At 64.3% G+C, this 16,582-nt stretch carries 12 protein-coding genes; 6 read left to right on the top strand and 6 right to left on the bottom strand.

What is annotated here, in order from left to right; translation table 11 throughout:
• Positions 1–91: 91 nt before the first annotated feature.
• The gene (gene ettA / locus NP534_RS19750) at positions 92–1,759 is read right to left on the bottom strand and encodes an energy-dependent translational throttle protein EttA (RefSeq protein ID WP_027594531.1); all 1,668 of its coding nucleotides are present in this window, start codon (positions 1,757–1,759) and stop codon (positions 92–94) included.
• Positions 1,760–2,019: 260 nt separating this feature from the next.
• A complete protein-coding gene (locus NP534_RS19745; RefSeq protein WP_274099810.1) occupies positions 2,020–2,415 on the bottom strand; it encodes a hypothetical protein in 396 nt (131 codons plus the stop codon).
• Between the two features lie 271 nt (positions 2,416–2,686).
• On the opposite strand from NP534_RS19745, the gene NP534_RS19740 reads away from it, so the two are divergent.
• The 4 genes from NP534_RS19740 to NP534_RS19725 all read left to right on the top strand — a co-directional run bounded on the left by NP534_RS19740 (position 2,687) and on the right by NP534_RS19725 (position 9,698).
• Positions 2,687–6,517 (top strand): sensor domain-containing protein, encoded by a 3,831-nt coding sequence (locus NP534_RS19740; protein WP_274099809.1) that lies wholly within the window; start codon positions 2,687–2,689, stop codon positions 6,515–6,517.
• Positions 6,518–6,688: 171 nt separating this feature from the next.
• Positions 6,689–7,942: a serine hydroxymethyltransferase gene (glyA, locus tag NP534_RS19735; protein WP_274099808.1), complete on the top strand. Its 1,254-nt coding sequence runs from the start codon at positions 6,689–6,691 to the stop codon at positions 7,940–7,942.
• Positions 7,943–8,084: 142 nt separating this feature from the next.
• Positions 8,085–8,675, top strand: a complete 591-nt coding sequence (locus tag NP534_RS19730; RefSeq protein WP_274099807.1) for a hypothetical protein — start codon at positions 8,085–8,087, stop codon at positions 8,673–8,675.
• Positions 8,676–8,744: 69 nt separating this feature from the next.
• Positions 8,745–9,698, top strand: coding sequence for an arsenic resistance protein (locus NP534_RS19725; protein ID WP_274099806.1), 954 nt, complete (start codon positions 8,745–8,747; stop codon positions 9,696–9,698).
• A 100-nt stretch (positions 9,699–9,798) separates the two neighbouring features.
• Here NP534_RS19725 and NP534_RS19720 read toward each other — a convergent pair whose 3' ends face one another.
• From NP534_RS19720 to NP534_RS19705, 4 genes are all read right to left on the bottom strand, one after another.
• Positions 9,799–12,156 carry a TonB-dependent siderophore receptor gene (locus NP534_RS19720; protein ID WP_274099805.1) on the bottom strand — a complete coding sequence of 786 codons (2,358 nt, stop codon included), beginning with the start codon at positions 12,154–12,156 and terminating at the stop codon, positions 9,799–9,801.
• A 117-nt stretch (positions 12,157–12,273) separates the two neighbouring features.
• Positions 12,274–13,203 carry a FecR family protein gene (locus NP534_RS19715; protein WP_274099804.1) on the bottom strand — a complete coding sequence of 310 codons (930 nt, stop codon included), beginning with the start codon at positions 13,201–13,203 and terminating at the stop codon, positions 12,274–12,276.
• Positions 13,204–13,208: 5 nt separating this feature from the next.
• A complete protein-coding gene (locus tag NP534_RS19710) occupies positions 13,209–13,706 on the bottom strand; it encodes an RNA polymerase sigma factor (RefSeq protein ID WP_274099803.1) in 498 nt (165 codons plus the stop codon).
• Positions 13,707–13,833: 127 nt separating this feature from the next.
• Positions 13,834–14,763 (bottom strand): malate dehydrogenase, encoded by a 930-nt coding sequence (locus tag NP534_RS19705; protein WP_274099802.1) that lies wholly within the window; start codon positions 14,761–14,763, stop codon positions 13,834–13,836.
• A 230-nt stretch (positions 14,764–14,993) separates the two neighbouring features.
• Between NP534_RS19705 and NP534_RS19700 the strand changes: the two genes are divergently transcribed.
• Together NP534_RS19700 and NP534_RS19695 are read left to right on the top strand one after the other, a co-directional pair.
• Positions 14,994–15,500: a sigma-70 family RNA polymerase sigma factor gene (locus NP534_RS19700; protein WP_274099801.1), complete on the top strand. Its 507-nt coding sequence runs from the start codon at positions 14,994–14,996 to the stop codon at positions 15,498–15,500.
• Positions 15,497–16,453, top strand: coding sequence for a FecR domain-containing protein (locus NP534_RS19695; RefSeq protein ID WP_274099800.1), 957 nt, complete (start codon positions 15,497–15,499; stop codon positions 16,451–16,453). Before NP534_RS19700 ends, NP534_RS19695 begins: the two co-directional genes overlap by 4 nt.
• Positions 16,454–16,582: the final 129 nt, after the last annotated feature.

Genomic DNA, 16,582 nt, shown 5'->3' with positions numbered 1-16,582 from the left:
AAGCCACTGGCATAAAGGGGTGCCACCCCCTTCATGCCAGGCACAAAAATGGGGCCCCTGAGGGCCCCATTCTTGTGCATCCAAAACGGGCTTACTGGGCCAGCTTCTTGTGCCGTACACGGTGCGGCTGGGCAGCAGCATCGCCCAGGCGCTTCTTGCGGTCAGCTTCGTACTCGGTGTAGTTGCCTTCGAAGAACATCACGTTCGAGTCGTCTTCGTACGCCAGGATGTGCGTGGCCACACGGTCCAGGAACCAACGGTCGTGGGAAATCACGATCGCGGCGCCCGGGAAGTCCAGCAGGGCTTCTTCGAGCGAACGCAGGGTTTCGACGTCAAGGTCGTTGGACGGTTCGTCGAGCAGCAGGACGTTACCGCCCTCCTTCAGGGTCAGGGCCAGGTGCAGACGGCCACGCTCACCACCGGACAGGTCCTTGACGAACTTCTGCTGGTCGCCGCCCTTGAAGTTGAAGCGGCCAACGTAGGTGCGCGACGGAATCTCGTAGTTACCGATGCGGATCTGGTCGGAACCGTCGGAGATCTGCTGGAACACGGTCTTGCTGCCGTCCAGGTCTTCGCGGCTCTGGTCGACACAGGCCAGTTGCACGGTTTCGCCGATCTCGATGCTGCCCGAGTCCGGCTGCTCTTTGCCCATCAGCATGCGGAAAAGGGTCGACTTACCGGCGCCGTTACCACCGATCACGCCGACGATGGCGCCTTTGGGCATGGCGAACGACAGGTTGTCGATCAGCACGCGATCGCCATAGCCTTTGGAAACGTTCTTGAACTCGATGACCTTGTCACCCAGGCGCGGGCCGGCCGGGATGTAGATCTCGTTGGTTTCGCTGCGCTTCTGGAATTCCTGCGACTGCATTTCTTCAAAGCGCTGCAGACGTGCCTTGGATTTGGACTGGCGGGCCTTGGCGCCTTTGCGCACCCACTCCAGTTCCTCTTTCATGGCCTTCTCGTGAGCGCTCTGCTGCTTGGATTCCTGCGCCAGACGGTCCGACTTGGCTTCCAGCCAGCCCGAGTAGTTGCCTTCGTACGGGATACCGGCGCCGCGGTCCAGTTCGAGGATCCAGCCGGCGACGTTGTCGAGGAAGTAACGGTCGTGGGTAATCGCTACCACGGTGCCGGGGAAGTCGTGCAGGAAGCGCTCCAGCCAGGCCACCGAGTCGGCGTCCAGGTGGTTGGTCGGTTCGTCGAGCAGCAGCATGTCGGGTGCCGACAGCAGCAGGCGGCACAGGGCCACACGGCGCTTTTCACCACCGGACAGGTGTTCGATTTTCGCGTCCCAGGCCGGCAGGCGCAGGGCGTCGGCGGCAACGTCCAGCTGGCGCTCGAGGTTGTGGCCGTCGGCAGCCTGCAGGATCGACTCGAGCTTGGCCTGCTCGGCGGCCAGCTTGTCGAAGTCGGCGTCGGGTTCTGCGTAAGCCGCGTAGACCTCGTCCAGGCGAGCCTGGGCGTCCTTGATGACGCTGACCGCTTCTTCGACTACTTCACGTACGGTCTTGGCCGGGTCGAGTTGCGGTTCCTGCGGCAGGTAGCCGACGTTGATGTCGGGCATCGGACGGGCTTCGCCGTCGAATTCCTTGTCGACGCCCGCCATGATCCGCAGCAGGGTCGATTTACCCGCGCCGTTCAGGCCGAGCACGCCGATCTTGGCGCCTGGGAAGAACGACAGGGAGATGTTCTTGAGAATTTCGCGCTTCGGCGGCACGACCTTGCTCAGCCGATGCATGGTGTAGACGTATTGAGCCAAAACCAAGCCCTCTAAATAGGTAAAGACATCGACGAACGCCCCGGCAATGGGCCAGGGGGATGTGTTTACGGGGTGTCATTGAACAAAGTCGACCATTCTACGCCAACGCGCGGCGTTGCATAGGAGGGCCGGGTGGGGGATCAACAGGGGGCCGCTATACGGCCCATTCGCGGGACAAGCCCGCCCCTGCAGGTCGATTGCTGCTGTGGGAGCGGGCTTGCCCCGCGAATGGGCCAGCAAACACGATTGCCCGAAAAGGCTCAGACGTGACGCTGTTTGGCCTTGCCCCGCGGCAACCGGCAACCGCCACCCTGCTCGGCCAGGCGCGCGGCCCAGGCAGACTTGACGCTGAAGCCGCCCTTGCGGGCAGGCTGCTCGGCGGCCTTGGCCGGCTTGGCGGCAGGCTTGCTGACGGCCTGGGTAGCCGGCTGTTTCACCATGGGCGCCGCCGCAACCGGTGCTGCCGCCTTGGCGGTCTTGCGCAGTTCGGCCAGCGACGGGGCCTTGCTTTTCGAGGCGGCTGCCGCCTCGGGTTTGACCAGCGAACGCTGGCACGACTTGCAGGATACGTCCTCGGTCACGGCAGTGCTGACAAGGGTCTGACTGCTGCGCCCACAGGCGGAATCGAGGCCATTGGAGGAAAAGTGAGTAACCAAAACCGAACATCTCCGAAGCGTTGTCATTGAAGCGGGCGGCATTCTCGCACAGGTTGCAGGGGCTTGCCGAACCACGGGGGCGCGACCACGACCGTCGGCAGGCCGAGCGCCAGCGGACAACCGGGCTGGCACTTTGCCATAATCCTAGGCATGCTAGCCGGTTTAGGGTGTCCGGCCTTATAGTGCGCCACCGCGGTCTGGCAACCAGACACCGGCACCCACCGTGCATGATCAATCCCTGCCATCGCCAGCCCAATCGCAGGACCAACGCTTGACCAATCTCACTCATCCGTCGTCGCTGCGTCCCGCTTCACTGGCCCCCGCCGCTTCCCTGCGCGGGTCGATCAAGGGTGCGCTGGCCCTGTTGGCCCTGATTCTGCTGGGCCTGCTGCTGTGGCAGCTGTTCGCCCAGTTCCGCCATACCCAGGCCGACCTGCGCAAGCAAAGCCTGGAGGCCACTGCGGAGCTTGCCGACCACCTCAGCCTGAACATGGCGCTCAAAGCCCAGCAGGCGGTGAATGTGGTGCAGCCCTACGTCAATGCACCGACGCCCGCCGCCCTGCCCAGCCTGCTCGACACCCTGCGCGCACGCCTGCCCGCCCTGCGAGACCTGGCCTGGCTGGACAGCAGCGGGCAGATCCGCGCCGACAGCCTGGCCGGCAGCCCAGACCGCCCATTGATTGGCGAGCTGCTGACGTTGAACCAGGGGCGCCCCTACTTCTTCGCCAACTCGGCAGACAACCGCACCATCTACCTGTTGCTGCGCCAGTCCACCGAACAGGACCGCGGCTATTGGCTGCTGCGCCTGTCCGAGGCGTATTACCGTACCCTCACCGTGCACCTGGACAACCCGGGCCACCCGCTGTGGCTGCTGGAAAACAGCCGCAGCGGCGCGGTGCTGGAGCGCCATGCCACTGCGCAGACCAGCACGGCGCCGCTGCAGAGCGTGATGCTGGCGTTCATCGACAACAGCACCTGGCAGCTGCGCGGCCTGTTCGACGCCGAGCTGGCCCAGCAGAAGTTGCTACCGGCACTGATCGGCAAGTGCATGCTGGTGCTGTTTTGTGCCCTGCTGCCGGTGCTGGCGTTGATCAACATGCGCCGCCGCCAACGCGCGCTACAGGAAGACCGCCGGCGATATCAGGAAATCTTCGAAGGCACCGGCGTTGCCCTGTGCGTGCTCGACCTCTCCAGCCTGCCCGGCCAGCTCGACCGCTACCACCTGCGCAATCACGCGGCCCTCAAGCACAGCCTGGCCCTGGACCCGAACCTGCGCCGCTCGCTGCTGCAGGAGTTGAAGATCACCGAGATCAACCAGGTGGCGCGCCAGTTGCTCAATGTCGAGTGCCACGAGGGTGCCTGGCAGCGCCTGATCGACGGCAGCGGCGATGGCCGTGACAGCATCGGCATGCAACTGATCGATGCACTGATCGAACAACGCTCGCTGCTGGAGCTGGAAGTGCGCCTGCCGGCGCCGCTGGGCGGCGAACTGCACCTGTGGCTGATGGCCCGCCTGCCGCTGCAGCGCCGCGACTACCAGGCGGTGATCCTCAGCATCAGCGACATCACCAGCCGCAAGCAGGTGGAGCTGTCGCTGCTCGAACGCGAGAGCTTCTGGTCGGACGTGGTGCGTACCGTGCCCGACCAGCTCTACGTGCAGGACGTGCCCAGCCAGCGCATGATCTTCAGCAACCGCCACCTCGGCCAGACCCTGGGCTACAGCCGCACCGAGCTGGCGCAGATGGGCGACCGGTTCTGGGAATTGTTGCTGCACCCCGAAGACGCCGCGCACTTCCAGGCGCTGCGCCAGCATCAGCGTGAAACCGGCCACAGCGAACCACTGCACTGCCAGTTGCGCTTCCGTCACCACGACGGCAGCTGGCGTTGCTACGACATTCGCGAACAGGTGCTGACCCGCGACCACGATGGCCTGGTGACGCGCATCATTGGCGTGGGCAAGGATGTCACCGTGCAGATCGAAGCCAGCCAGTCGCTGCGCGACAGTGAACAGCGCTACCGCATGCTGGCCGAAAGCATCAGCGATGTGATTTTCTCCACCGACAGCCAGCTGCAGCTGAACTACGTCAGCCCCTCGGTAAAAGCGGTACTGGGCTATCAGGCCGAGTGGATCTTCGACAACGGCTGGCAATCGATCATCGCCAACCCGGCCCAGCTGACCGGCATCTACAGCCTGATGGAGCGCGTCAGCAATGCCATGGGCGACCGCGAGCAACTGGCCCAGCTACGTAGCCAACTGCCGACTCAACTGTTCCTGTTCGACTGCCTGCGTGCCGATGGCCGCAAGATCCCGATCGAACTGCGCCTGGTGCTGGTGTGGGACGACCAGCAGCACTTCGAAGGCGTGCTCGGGGTAGGCCGCGACATCAGCCAGCAACGCCGCGCCGAAAAAGACCTGCGCATGGCCGCAACGGTATTCGAGCACTCCACCTCGGCCATCCTCATCACCGACCCGGCCGGCTACATCGTCCAGGCCAACGAGGCATTCAGCAGGGTCAGCGGCTATGCGGTCAGCGACGTGCTCGACCAACTGCCCGGCATGCTCACCGTCGAGCAACAGCAGGAAGGCCACCTGCGCTACGTGGTCAAGCAACTGCACCAGCGCGGCAGCTGGGAAGGCGAAGTGTGGCTCAAGCGCCGTGACGGCGACCATTACCCGGCCTGGGTCGGCATCACTGCGGTGCTCGATGACGAAGGCGACCTGGCCAGCTACGTGTGCTTCTTCACCGACATCAGCGAGCGCAAGGCCAGCGAACAGCGCATCCACCGCCTGGCCTACTACGACGCTCTCACCCACCTGCCCAACCGCACCCTGTTCCAGGACCGCCTGCACACGGCCCTGCAGCAGGCCGACCGGCAAAAGGCGTGGGTGGTGCTGATGTTCCTCGACCTGGACCGCTTCAAGCCGATCAACGACTCCCTCGGCCATGCCGCGGGCGATCGCATGCTCAAGGACATGGCCCTGCGCCTGCTGGCCTGCGTGGATGACGACGACACCGTGGCGCGCATGGGTGGCGATGAGTTCACCTTGCTGCTGCAACCGCGCACAACCCGTGAAATGGCCCTTAACCGCGCCATTCATGTGGCCGAGAACATCCTCGCCAGCCTGGTACGGCCTTTCGTGCTGGAAAATCGCGAGTTCTTTGTCACCGCCAGTATCGGCATCGCCCTCAGCCCGCAGGATGGCAGCGAGCTGAGCCAGTTGATGAAGAACGCCGACACCGCGATGTACCACGCCAAGGAACGCGGCAAGAACAACTTCCAGTTCTACCAGGCGGAAATGAACGCCAGCGCCCTGGAACGCCTGGAGCTGGAGAGCGACCTGCGCCATGCCATGGAGCAGAACGAGTTCATCCTCTATTACCAGCCGCAGTTCAGCGGCGACGGCAAGCGCCTGACCGGCGCCGAAGCCTTGCTGCGCTGGCGCCACCCGACCCGTGGCCTGGTACCACCGGGTGATTTTATCCCGGTGATCGAAGAGCTGGGCCTGGTGGTGGATGTCGGCGACTGGGTGCTGCGCGAAGCCAGCCGCCAGCTCAAGGCCTGGCACAAGGCCAAGGTGCGGGTGCCGAAGGTGTCGGTGAACATCTCGGCGCGGCAGTTCTCCGACGGCCAGCTGGGCACGCGCATTGCCACCATCCTGGAAGAAACCGGGCTGCCGCCGGCATGCCTGGAGCTGGAGCTGACCGAAAGCATCCTGATGCGTGAGGTCAACGAGGCCTTGCAGATTCTGGCCAGCCTGAAAAACCTTGGCCTGAGCATTGCGGTCGACGACTTTGGCACGGGCTACTCGTCGCTCAACTACCTCAAGCAGTTCCCCATCGACGTGTTGAAGATCGACCGCACCTTCGTCGACGGCCTGCCCGAGGGCGAGCAGGATGCGCAGATTGCCCGGGCGATCATCGCCATGGCGCACAGCCTGAACCTGGCGGTGATCGCCGAGGGCGTCGAAACCCATGAGCAGCTGGAGTTCTTGCGCGAGCATGGTTGCGACGAGGTGCAGGGCTACCTGTTCGGGCGGCCGATGCCGGCGCATCAGTTCGAGGCGCAGTTCAGCAACGAGACCCTGTTCATGTTCCAGTAACACCCGCTCCAACCGCAAAAAAAACGGACTTGAGAGTCAACTCCAGCCCAGTCAGGGCGCGGCTTGCAACATGAGTCCCATTGGTCCGCGACTTGACGTCACTTCATATGCCAGGCGCGAAGCAATCGGTTAGAATGCCCCCCCAATTCAGCCCGATCCTTGAGGACCGCCATGTTCAGCCGTGATTTGACCATTGCCAAGTACGACGCCGAGCTCTTCGAAGCCATGCAGCAAGAAGCTCTGCGCCAGGAAGAGCATATCGAGCTGATCGCTTCGGAAAACTACACCAGCCCGGCTGTCATGGAAGCCCAGGGTTCGGTACTGACCAACAAGTACGCCGAAGGCTACCCAGGCAAGCGCTACTACGGTGGTTGCGAGTACGTCGACGTGGTCGAGCAACTGGCCATCGACCGCGCCAAAGCGCTGTTCGGCGCCGACTACGCCAACGTTCAGCCGCACGCTGGCTCCCAAGCCAACGCCGCGGTCTACCTGGCCCTGCTGTCGGCCGGTGACACCATCCTGGGCATGAGCCTGGCCCACGGCGGCCACCTGACCCACGGCGCCAGCGTCAGCTCCTCGGGCAAGCTGTACAACGCCATCCAGTACGGCATCGACGGCAACGGCCTGATCGACTACGACGAAGTCGAGCGCCTGGCTGTCGAACACAAGCCGAAGATGATCGTTGCCGGCTTCTCGGCCTACTCGCAGGTGCTGGACTTCCCACGCTTCCGCGAAATCGCCGACAAGGTCGGTGCCTACCTGTTCGTCGACATGGCCCACGTTGCCGGCCTGGTTGCCGCTGGCGTGTACCCGAACCCGGTGCCGTTCGCCGACGTGGTGACCACCACCACCCACAAGACCCTGCGCGGTCCACGTGGCGGCCTGATCCTGGCCCGTGCCAACGCCGACATCGAGAAGAAGCTGAACTCCGCCGTCTTCCCGGGCGCCCAGGGCGGCCCGCTGGAGCACGTGATCGCCGCCAAGGCCATCTGCTTCAAAGAAGCCCTGCAGCCTGAGTTCAAGGCGTACCAGCAGCAAGTGGTGAAAAACGCCCAGGCCATGGCCAGCGTGTTCATCGAGCGTGGTTTCGACGTCGTTTCCGGCGGCACCCAGAACCACCTGTTCCTGCTGTCGCTGATCAAGCAGGAAATCTCCGGTAAGGACGCCGACGCTGCACTGGGCAAAGCCTTCATCACCGTGAACAAGAACTCGGTACCGAACGACCCACGTTCCCCGTTCGTCACTTCGGGCCTGCGTTTCGGCACCCCGGCTGTGACCACCCGTGGCTTCAAGGAAGCCGAGTGCAAGGAACTGGCCGGCTGGATCTGCGACATCCTGGCTGACCTGAACAACGAAGCGGTGATCGACGCCGTGCGTGAGAAGGTCAAGGCCATCTGCAAGAAGCTGCCGGTTTACGGCAACTGATGGGCGTTAGCCTGATGTGAAAAGCCCGGCCTTGTGCCGGGCTTTTTCGTTTTGCGCAGCTTCGCGGAACCTGTTCCAGATGGGTACCCAACCCAAGACCCACTAGCCTGCGGCCTCCCCCACGCCAAACCGGAGGCCTTCCATGGCGGATCATATAGCGCGTTCTTTCACGGCTACCCTGCAGATAGCCGAATCACCGGTGAACAGCCTGGACTGCCTGACCACAGGGCCAGTGACCCTGGTCACACCACGCTATGCACCGGGCCAGGCATTTGACGGAGCCCGGGCGCTGGGCATGCTAAACGGCACGGAAGAAGACTGGCAGCACGGCCAGGAGTCAGGGCTGATCACGTTCGACAAGGGCGCCACGCCCTGTGCGCTGCTGCTGTACTTTCGCCACAGCGATGCAGGTTACAGGCTGTATGTACGCAGCGGCCCTCATCTGGGTAAAAGCGTGTTCACGAACGTCGACGGGCAGGTGACTCTCAGAACCTCAAAGTCGAGGGAGCCCAGCTTGTGGAGCCTGATCGATGCGCAAACCGGCAGCGCCTTCGACCTGACACTGCTCGAAGATGGCCGCCGCGAAATCCAGTTGATCAGCAGCGAAGGCCACCCTCTGGAAATTCACAACCTATACCCTGTCGGCGGCTTTCTTGCGTGTTATGCCGAGGCCCAGCCATGCACCCTGAGCCTGTTGATCGAACAACGCGGGGTAGACTGGCTCGACACTTGATATCGCCTGCACGCGCCCCACGTATTACCCTGTGCCGCTTCGACCACCGAGCGCGCACAGGACCCTGCCTTGACCAGAGAGCAACTCGAAACCCACCAGATCCCGCTCTACTTTGCTGCCGTGCTGGTTGCCGCGGCCTTCGGCCTGCTGGCCCCTGACGCCGCTCACCCCCTGCAAGCCCTGATCACCCCTGCCATTGCCGTGCTGATGTACGCGATGTTTCTGCAGATCCCCTTTCTCGACCTGCGCCAGGGCCTTGGCAACCGCCGCTTCATCAGTGCGCTGCTGGTGGCCAACTTCATCCTTGTGCCACTGCTGGTATGGGCAATCACCCGCGGCCTGGTCGCGCACCCGGCCATCCTGATCGGTGCCCTGTTGGTGTTGCTGACACCGTGCATCGACTACGTGGTGGTGTTCACCCATATCGGCAAAGGCGACTCACGCCAGACACTCGCCGCAACGCCCGTGCTGTTGCTGGTGCAACTGCTGCTGTTGCCGGTGTACCTGGGGTTGATGTTGGGTGACGGCGACGAGGTGGCGATTGCCATTACCCCATTCGTGGAAGCGTTTGCCCTGTTGATCGTGTTGCCGCTGCTGCTCGCCGTGCTGACCAGCGCCAGCGCCCGTCGCTCACGTGTGGCAGCGGCATGGAACGACGCCTGGGCGTGGCTGCCAGTACCGGCGATGGCACTGGTGCTGGTGGTGGTGATCGGCTCGCAGATCGCTGCCGTGCTCCACGATTTGGCGCGCTTGCTGCCGGTGATCCCGGTGTACATCGGCTTCATGCTGCTGGCGCCGCTGATCGGCTTTGCCACGGCGCGGCTGATGCGTTTGCCGGTGCCCGAAGTGAGGTCGGTGACCTTCAGTGCGTCCACCCGCAACTCGCTGGTGGTGCTGCCGCTGGCGCTGGCGTTGCCAGAAGACTTGCGCGGGTTGGCGGCGGCGGCGGTGATTACCCAGACGCTGGTGGAGTTGGTGGGGGAGTTGATTTACGTGCGCGTCGTGCCGGCGCTCGTGCGCTGATCCTTGCCTGATAGAGCAGCCACGAAGCCTGTGGGAGCGGGTTCACCCGCATGGCACCGGCTAAGCCGGTGTTCGCGGGGCAAGCCCGCTCCCACTGGAACTACCAGTTATAAGTTACCGTGCCATAGACCGTACGTTGCTGCCCGTACTGGCAGCCCATGTCACTGAAGCAACCCGCCACATACTCCTTGTCGAACAGGTTGCTGGCATTGAGCGCCAGCTCCACGCCCTTCAGCGACGCATCCAGCTGGCCCAGCGGGTAGCTGACCATCGCATCCACTACTGCGTAGCTGTCGACCTTGAAGCTGTTCTGCGCATCGCCATAGGTGCTGCCCACATAGCGTGCACCTGCGCCAAGGCGCAGCCCGGCCAGCGGCCCGCCCTGCAGCTGGTAGTCCGCCCACAGCGAGGCCATGTGCTCTGGCGTGCGGAACGGCGTCTTGCCCTTGTTGCCGCGTTCGGACTGGGTCACCTCGACGTCGTTCCAGGTGTAGCTGCCGATCAGGTTCAGGCCGGGGGCCACTTCGGTCTTGGCCTCCAGCTCCACGCCGCGTGAGCGCACCTCGCCTTCCTGGCGGCTGAAGCCGTTGATGTTCTCGGTCTGGTTCTGCTTGGTCAGCTCGAACAGGGCAACGGTATACAGGCTGTTGCCACCTGGCGGTTCGTACTTGAGACCCAGCTCGTACTGCTTGCCGGTTTCCGGGTCCAGCTGGGTGCCGTCGGCCGTGGTGCCCATCACCGGCAGGAACGACTCGCTGTAGCTGGCGTACGGTGCCAGGCCATTGTCGAACAGGTAGACCAGCCCGGCGCGGGCGCTGAACTGCTCGTCCTTCTGCGTTTGCGGGGCGCGGTCGTCCTTCTGGTTGGCGGCCCAGTCATAACGCCCACCCAGCAGCAAGACCCAGTTGTCGACCCGCACCTGGTCCTGCAGGTAAATACCGGTCTGGGACAGCTTCTGCTGGTAGCTGGCGTGGCTGAACGGGACCGTGTTCAACGGCTGGCCATAGACCGGCTGAAAGGGGTCGAAGCTTTGCAGGATGAAGTCCAGCGACTGGGCCTGGTCGAACTTGCCGTTGTTGTAGTCCACCCCGGTCAACAGCGTATGTTCCAGCCCCCCCGTGGCGAAGTTGGCCTGTACCTGGGTGTCCTGGGTGAACAGCCGGCCATCGCCCTTGCGCTGGTCACTGTAGCGCGAGTACTGGCCGCTGCCGGCCGGGCCGAACAGGGCGATTTCGCTGCTGGCCTGGCGGTAGTAGCTGTAACGCACGTTCTGACGCAGCGTCCACACCTCGTCGAAGTGGTGCTCGAACACATAACCCAGCGAGGTCTTCTCGTTGGTCATGAAGTCGTAGGCGCTATCGCCCACATACGTGTCGCGGTCCAGCCGCCCGCGCGCGTCGCGGAACACCGTGCCCGTGGCCGGCAGCGCATTGGCGAAGTTGCCGGTCTGCTTCTGGTATTCGCCGAGCAAGGTCAGCTCGGTATCGGCGCTGGGCCGATAGCTCAGCGCCGGGGCAATGTACTGGCGGCGGTTGGTGATGTGGTCGGTCTGGGCGTCCGCCTCGCGGAACAGGCCGGTCAGGCGATAGCTCCAGATACCCTCGTCATCCAGCGCATCGCCCAGGTCGAAGGCGCTTTGCTGGTAGCCCAGGTTGCCCGCCTGCAATTGCACCTCATGCAACGGCTGCTGAGTGGGGCGTTTGCTGACCAGGTTGATCTGGCCACCGGGGTCCGAGGCACCGTACAGCACCGAACTGGCGCCACGCAGCACCTCGATGCGCTCCAGGCCATAAGGCTCTGGCGCGTCCCAGCCGAGAAACTCCGGCAAGAAGGTGCGGGTGCCGTCACGCAGCATACGGCCGGTGCCTTGCTGGAAACCACGGATGGACAGCTGGTCGACGACGAACTGCGGCCCGGCCAGCTCGGTGTTGACCCCGGGCGTATAACGCAGGGCCTGGGCCACGGTCTTGGGTTGCTGGGCCTCGATCTGCTCACGGGTGATGACCGACACCGAGGCCGGGGTTTCGATCAGGGGGGTGTCAGTTTTGCTGCCGACCGACGAGCGCTTGGCCACGTAGCCATCGTCCGGGCTTGCCGAGCTGTAGGCCTGGCCGACGATCGACGTGCTGCCCAGCTCCAGTGCCCCGGTAGCTTGCGCGGCCCTCTCCAGGGTGACGCTGCCGCTGCCGGTGGCGCGCCAGGTCAGGCCACTGCCCTGCAGCAGCGCCGACAACGCCGCCTCCGGCTCATGCCGCCCGTTGATGCCACGGCTGCTCTTGCCCAGCACCAGGTTGCCATCGAAGATCACCTGCAACCCGCCCTGCGCCGCCAGGCGATTGAGCGCACTGGCCAACGGCTGCGGCGCGATGTCGAAGTCACGCGGCTCGGCCATGGCCAAGGCTGGAATCAAGGCACACAGCAACGAAATCGACGCCCTGCAAAAATGCGCTCGGTACATCAACACTCCCCCCTATTCAAATACGAAGCATTCGTTTTTGTAGAGGGAAGACGGACGACCTCGCATCACCCGTAAAAATAATTCACATCATTTTCATTGAGGCAGCACGCTGGCCACTCAACCACGCGCCTTGAACACCAGCAGATAATCCGAATACCGCCGTATGCTCAAGCCAAACGCCTGCTCCAAGGTCGCCAACCCCTCATCCAGCCGGTCCAGCTGGAACGTGCCGCTGACCTTCAGCCCCCGCAACTGCTCATCCCCGATCAGCAACCACCCCGGCCGGTAGCGCTCCAGTGCCTTGAGCACCTGCGCCAGCGGCGCCTGCTCGAACACCAGCCGGCCCTCCTGCCAGGCCAACGCACTGTCCACATCCAGCCGATGCCTGGCCCCCAGCCCATCCGCCTTGCGGCCAATGGCCTCGCCCGCCGAAAGCTCGACCCGGTCCAGTGCATCCGTGACCGCCACCCGCCCGCGCTTGACGACGACTTCCACCGCCTCGCCCTCGCGGCGGACGGCATACACCGTGCCCAGCGCCGTGGCCTGCACTTCGCCTGCCCGCACTTGGAACGGCCGCGCCGGGTCATGCGCCACATCGAACAGCGCTTCACCCTTGCGCAGCGTGATGCGCCGGGCCTGGGCACTGAGCTCGACATCCACCGCCGACTCCGCATCCAGGGTAATGCGCGAACCGTCGGCCAACGCCACCACCCTGCGCTCCCCTACCCCGGTCCGGTAGTCCGCGCCCCACTGCCCCTGCCAGGCCAGCAAAAGCCCCACCCCTAGCGCCAGCACCGCCGCACTGGCCAACGCCCACGGCCGGGCCGGCGCCCGCCGGCGTACCGGCGCCACAAGCTGCCCGCTCAACGCCCACACCCGGCGCGCTTCGACGAACGCCTGCTGATGCTCCGGCGCCTGCGCGCACCAGGCACGCGCCGCTTCGACATCACCCGGCCGGACGTCACCCGAGGTCAGGCGCACGACCCAACCCTGCGCCATGCGGCGCACGTCAGGTGAAGGGTTCAGGGAGGCGGCAGGCTTGTGCATGGCCATCAACGTTGCAAGCTGTGGGCAAGAAAGTCCAGCGCGATGGCCAGCTGCTTCTCGACCGTACTGACAGACACCCCCAACTGCCGGGCGACCTCCTTGTGCGCGACCCCTTCCAGGCGGCACAGCAAGAAAATCTCCTGGCAACGCGGCGGCAGGCGCTTCAACGCCTCGGCCATCGACGCCAGCTCCCGCCGCGCCGCCACCTCGGCGAACGGCTCGGGGCTTTCGCCCGTCACTTCGTAGAGGTAGGCCATGCCTTCTTCATGCTGCCCCCGCGTACCCCGGCTGCGGGCGTGGTCGATGACCAGGTTGCGGGCGATGCGAAACAACAGGCTGCGCAGGTTCAGCACCGGGCCCTGCGGGGGCTGGCGCAGCATGCGCAGGTAGGTTTCCTGCACCAGGTCGGCGGCGGTGTCGGTGTTGCGAAGCTGCCGGTAGAGGAATGAGCGCAGTTCCCCGGCATGGGTCTTGAAAGCCAGCTCCAGCTCTTCGGTCTTCATGCTCGGGGTCGATACCGGTGGGGGCGAAGCGGCTGACTTTAACGATAAGGGTTTTCATTTACAACGGGGCGAGCGCAAGCCATGAAGCGCAATAGCCAATCTCCCCTTGCGCTCGCCTATGCCCTGCTCACAAGGCATTCATTTCAGCAATATCGCGCAGCACCTGGTCTGCAGAGTGGTCGAACATCGCCTGCTCCTGCGCATCCAGCGGCAACTCGATGACCCGCGCAATCCCCTCCCCGGCCAGTACACAAGGCACACCCATGGCAATACCTGTGCGCCCGTACTCGCCCTCCAGCACCGCGACCGCTGGCAAAATGCGGTTTCGCCCATTGGCGATCGCATCCACCATCTGCGCAATGGCCACGCCCGGCGCGTCGCAGGCACTGCCCAGCTTCTTCAGCCCCAGAATCTCGCCGCCACCCTGGCGGGTGCGCTGCACGATGCGCTCTATCTGCTCACTGGACAGGAAGTGCGCCAATGGCACCGACCCGACCGCGCAGTAGCGCATCAGCGGCACCATGCTGTCGCCATGCCCGCCCAGCACCAGGGCCGTGATGTCCCGAGCGGAAAACCCCGTTTCCTCGGCAATGAAACACTTCATGCGCGCGGTATCCAACACCCCCGCCTGCCCGAACACCTTGTTGCGGCCCAGCCCGCTGCGCGACCAGGCACGATAGGTCAGCACATCGACGGGGTTCGACACCACCAACACGGTCGCCGCCGGCGCATGCTGTTTGATGTCCAGCAGGATGCCGTCGAGAATGGGCAGGTTGATGCTCAATACATCCTGGCGCGACTGGCCAGGCTTGCGCGGCACCCCTGCCGTAATCACCACCAGGTCAGACCCCGCCAGCATTTCGGCCTTGGCCCCGCCCTGAACCCGGGTATCGGAACCCGATTCGACCGCCGCCTGCCAGATATCCAGCGCCTTGCCTTGTGCCAACTCACCCTGCACATCGATCAACATCAACTCATGGCACAACTCATCCCGGGCGATGACCTGAGCCGCCGCCTCGCCGACCAAGCCGGCACCCACAATGGATAGTTTGTTCACCTGACACCTCCCAGCGGCGCGCGCCACCAGGAACACGCCTGCGTATACACAGAAGTATTGCCTGCCAGGGCTAAAAGGCCACCCCGTGGTTGATACCCGTCGGCTGAGCGGTTTGAGCCGCGCCAGGATGCAGTTCAGCCGATTCCTGCATCGGCTGTTTCCAAAGTCGCCCTCGCCCCACTACAATTGCAACTCATTCCTATCTGCAACTCATTCATGGGAAGAGGAAAGTGCCCACTGACGCCCCGTTGCAACCACTGGATAGCCTGTATCGCGACCACCACGGCTGGCTGCAAGGCTGGCTGCGTCTGCGCCTTGGTGATCGTGAGCGGGCCGCAGATATCGCGCAAGACACGTTCCTGCGCCTGCTGGTGACACGGCGCCTGCCGGCGCAGAGCGATGGGCGCCGGTTCCTGGCGCAGATCGCCCGCAACCTGGTCATCGACCAATGGCGCCGCCAACGTATCAAGCAAGCTTACCTGGAGAGCCTCGCCGCCCTGCCCGAGCCAGAAACCCCGTCGCTGGAAACCCGTGCCATCGTGATCGAAACCCTGATGCAGATCGACGCCATGCTCGACAGCATGCCCGCGAAGGTGCGCGAGGCGTTTCTGCTGTCGCAGTTCGAAGGGCTGACCTATAGCCAGATCGCCGAGCGCCTCGAGGTCAGCGTCAGTTCGGTGCAAAAGTACATGCTGCGCGCCATCACCGCCTGCTATCAGGTGCTGTACGCCGAATGAAAACCACCAGCGAAGCGCCCGTCGCCTCTGCCATCGTCGAGCAGGCCAGCCATTGGCTGATGCTGCAATGGGGTGGCGAGCTGGACAAGGAACAACAGCGTCGCTTCGCTGAATGGCGCACTGCAGACCCGGAACATGATCGTGCGTGGCAGCGCCTGGAGCACCTGCAAAACACCCTGAGCGGTGTGCCCACAGATACTGCGCTGGCGGTGCTGCGTGAGCTGCCCGATGCGCGCCGCCGGCAGACGCTGAAACTGCTCGGCGCGCTGCTGTTGGCCGGGGGCAGCAGCTACCTTGCCCAATCGCAACTACCCTGGCGCGAGGCCACCGCAGACCTGCGCAGCGGTACGGGCGAACGCCTGCAGCGCACGCTGGCCGATGGCAGCCGGCTTAGCCTGAACAGCGGTAGCGCGGTGGATATCCTGTTCAGCGCGAGCGAGCGACGCATTCGCCTGCTCGCGGGGGAGTTGCTGCTCGACAGCGGCCATGACCCAGCGCAACGCCCCTTGATCGTGGACACCGCCGCAGGGGAAATCCAGGCGCTGGGCACGCGCTTTTGCGTGTACCAACGTGGCGACAAAAGCCAGGTCGATCTGTTCGAGGGCGCGCTGGAACTGCGCCCGCGTCAGGCCCGCGCCACGCGCCTGCAAGCCGGACAAGGTTGCTGGTTTACCGCGACCCGGTTCGGTGACATCGCGCCCGCGAACCTCAACGCCATCGCCTGGCACGATGGCAGGCTGATCGCCGAACGCATGCCGCTGGGGCAGTTCGTCACCGAACTGGCTCGCCATCGCCGCGGCATGCTGCGCTGTGACCCGACCATCGCCGGCCTGCCGCTAACGGGCGTTTTTCCCTTGGCGGACACAGACCGCGTACTGACTGCACTTGAGCAGTCCCTGCCGGTAAAGGTGCACAGGCTGACGAGCCTCTGGACCACGATCAGTCCTGCGTAGCGGGCGTTACACGCGACGATAAAGTCGGGGATGGGGTGAAGGCGGCTAAGTGCTTGTCTTGGGCTTGCAGGTGGGGCGGAGATCGAGCGCCGCCCGCGCGGCGCATCGCGAGCTAGCTCGCTCCTACAT

It is taken from the genome of Pseudomonas sp. 39004 (assembly GCF_028682155.1).
Taxonomy (GTDB): Bacteria; Pseudomonadota; Gammaproteobacteria; order Pseudomonadales; family Pseudomonadaceae; genus Aquipseudomonas; species Aquipseudomonas capeferrum.
The sequence above is the reverse complement of the archived record's forward strand: the minus strand, read 5'-3'. Positions and strand labels throughout refer to the sequence as shown.

Excerpts from the sequence above, each read along its gene's own strand:
- glyA (WP_274099808.1), top strand. The coding sequence starts at position 6,689 with ATGTTCAGCCGTGATTTGACCATTGCCAAGTACGACGCCGAGCTCTTC.
- NP534_RS19730 (WP_274099807.1), top strand. The coding sequence starts at position 8,085 with ATGGCGGATCATATAGCGCGTTCTTTCACGGCTACCCTGCAGATAGCC.
- NP534_RS19720 (WP_274099805.1), bottom strand. The coding sequence starts at position 12,156 with ATGTACCGAGCGCATTTTTGCAGGGCGTCGATTTCGTTGCTGTGTGCC.
- NP534_RS19715 (WP_274099804.1), bottom strand. The coding sequence starts at position 13,203 with ATGCACAAGCCTGCCGCCTCCCTGAACCCTTCACCTGACGTGCGCCGC.
- NP534_RS19710 (WP_274099803.1), bottom strand. The coding sequence starts at position 13,706 with ATGAAGACCGAAGAGCTGGAGCTGGCTTTCAAGACCCATGCCGGGGAA.
- NP534_RS19695 (WP_274099800.1), top strand. The coding sequence starts at position 15,497 with ATGAAAACCACCAGCGAAGCGCCCGTCGCCTCTGCCATCGTCGAGCAG.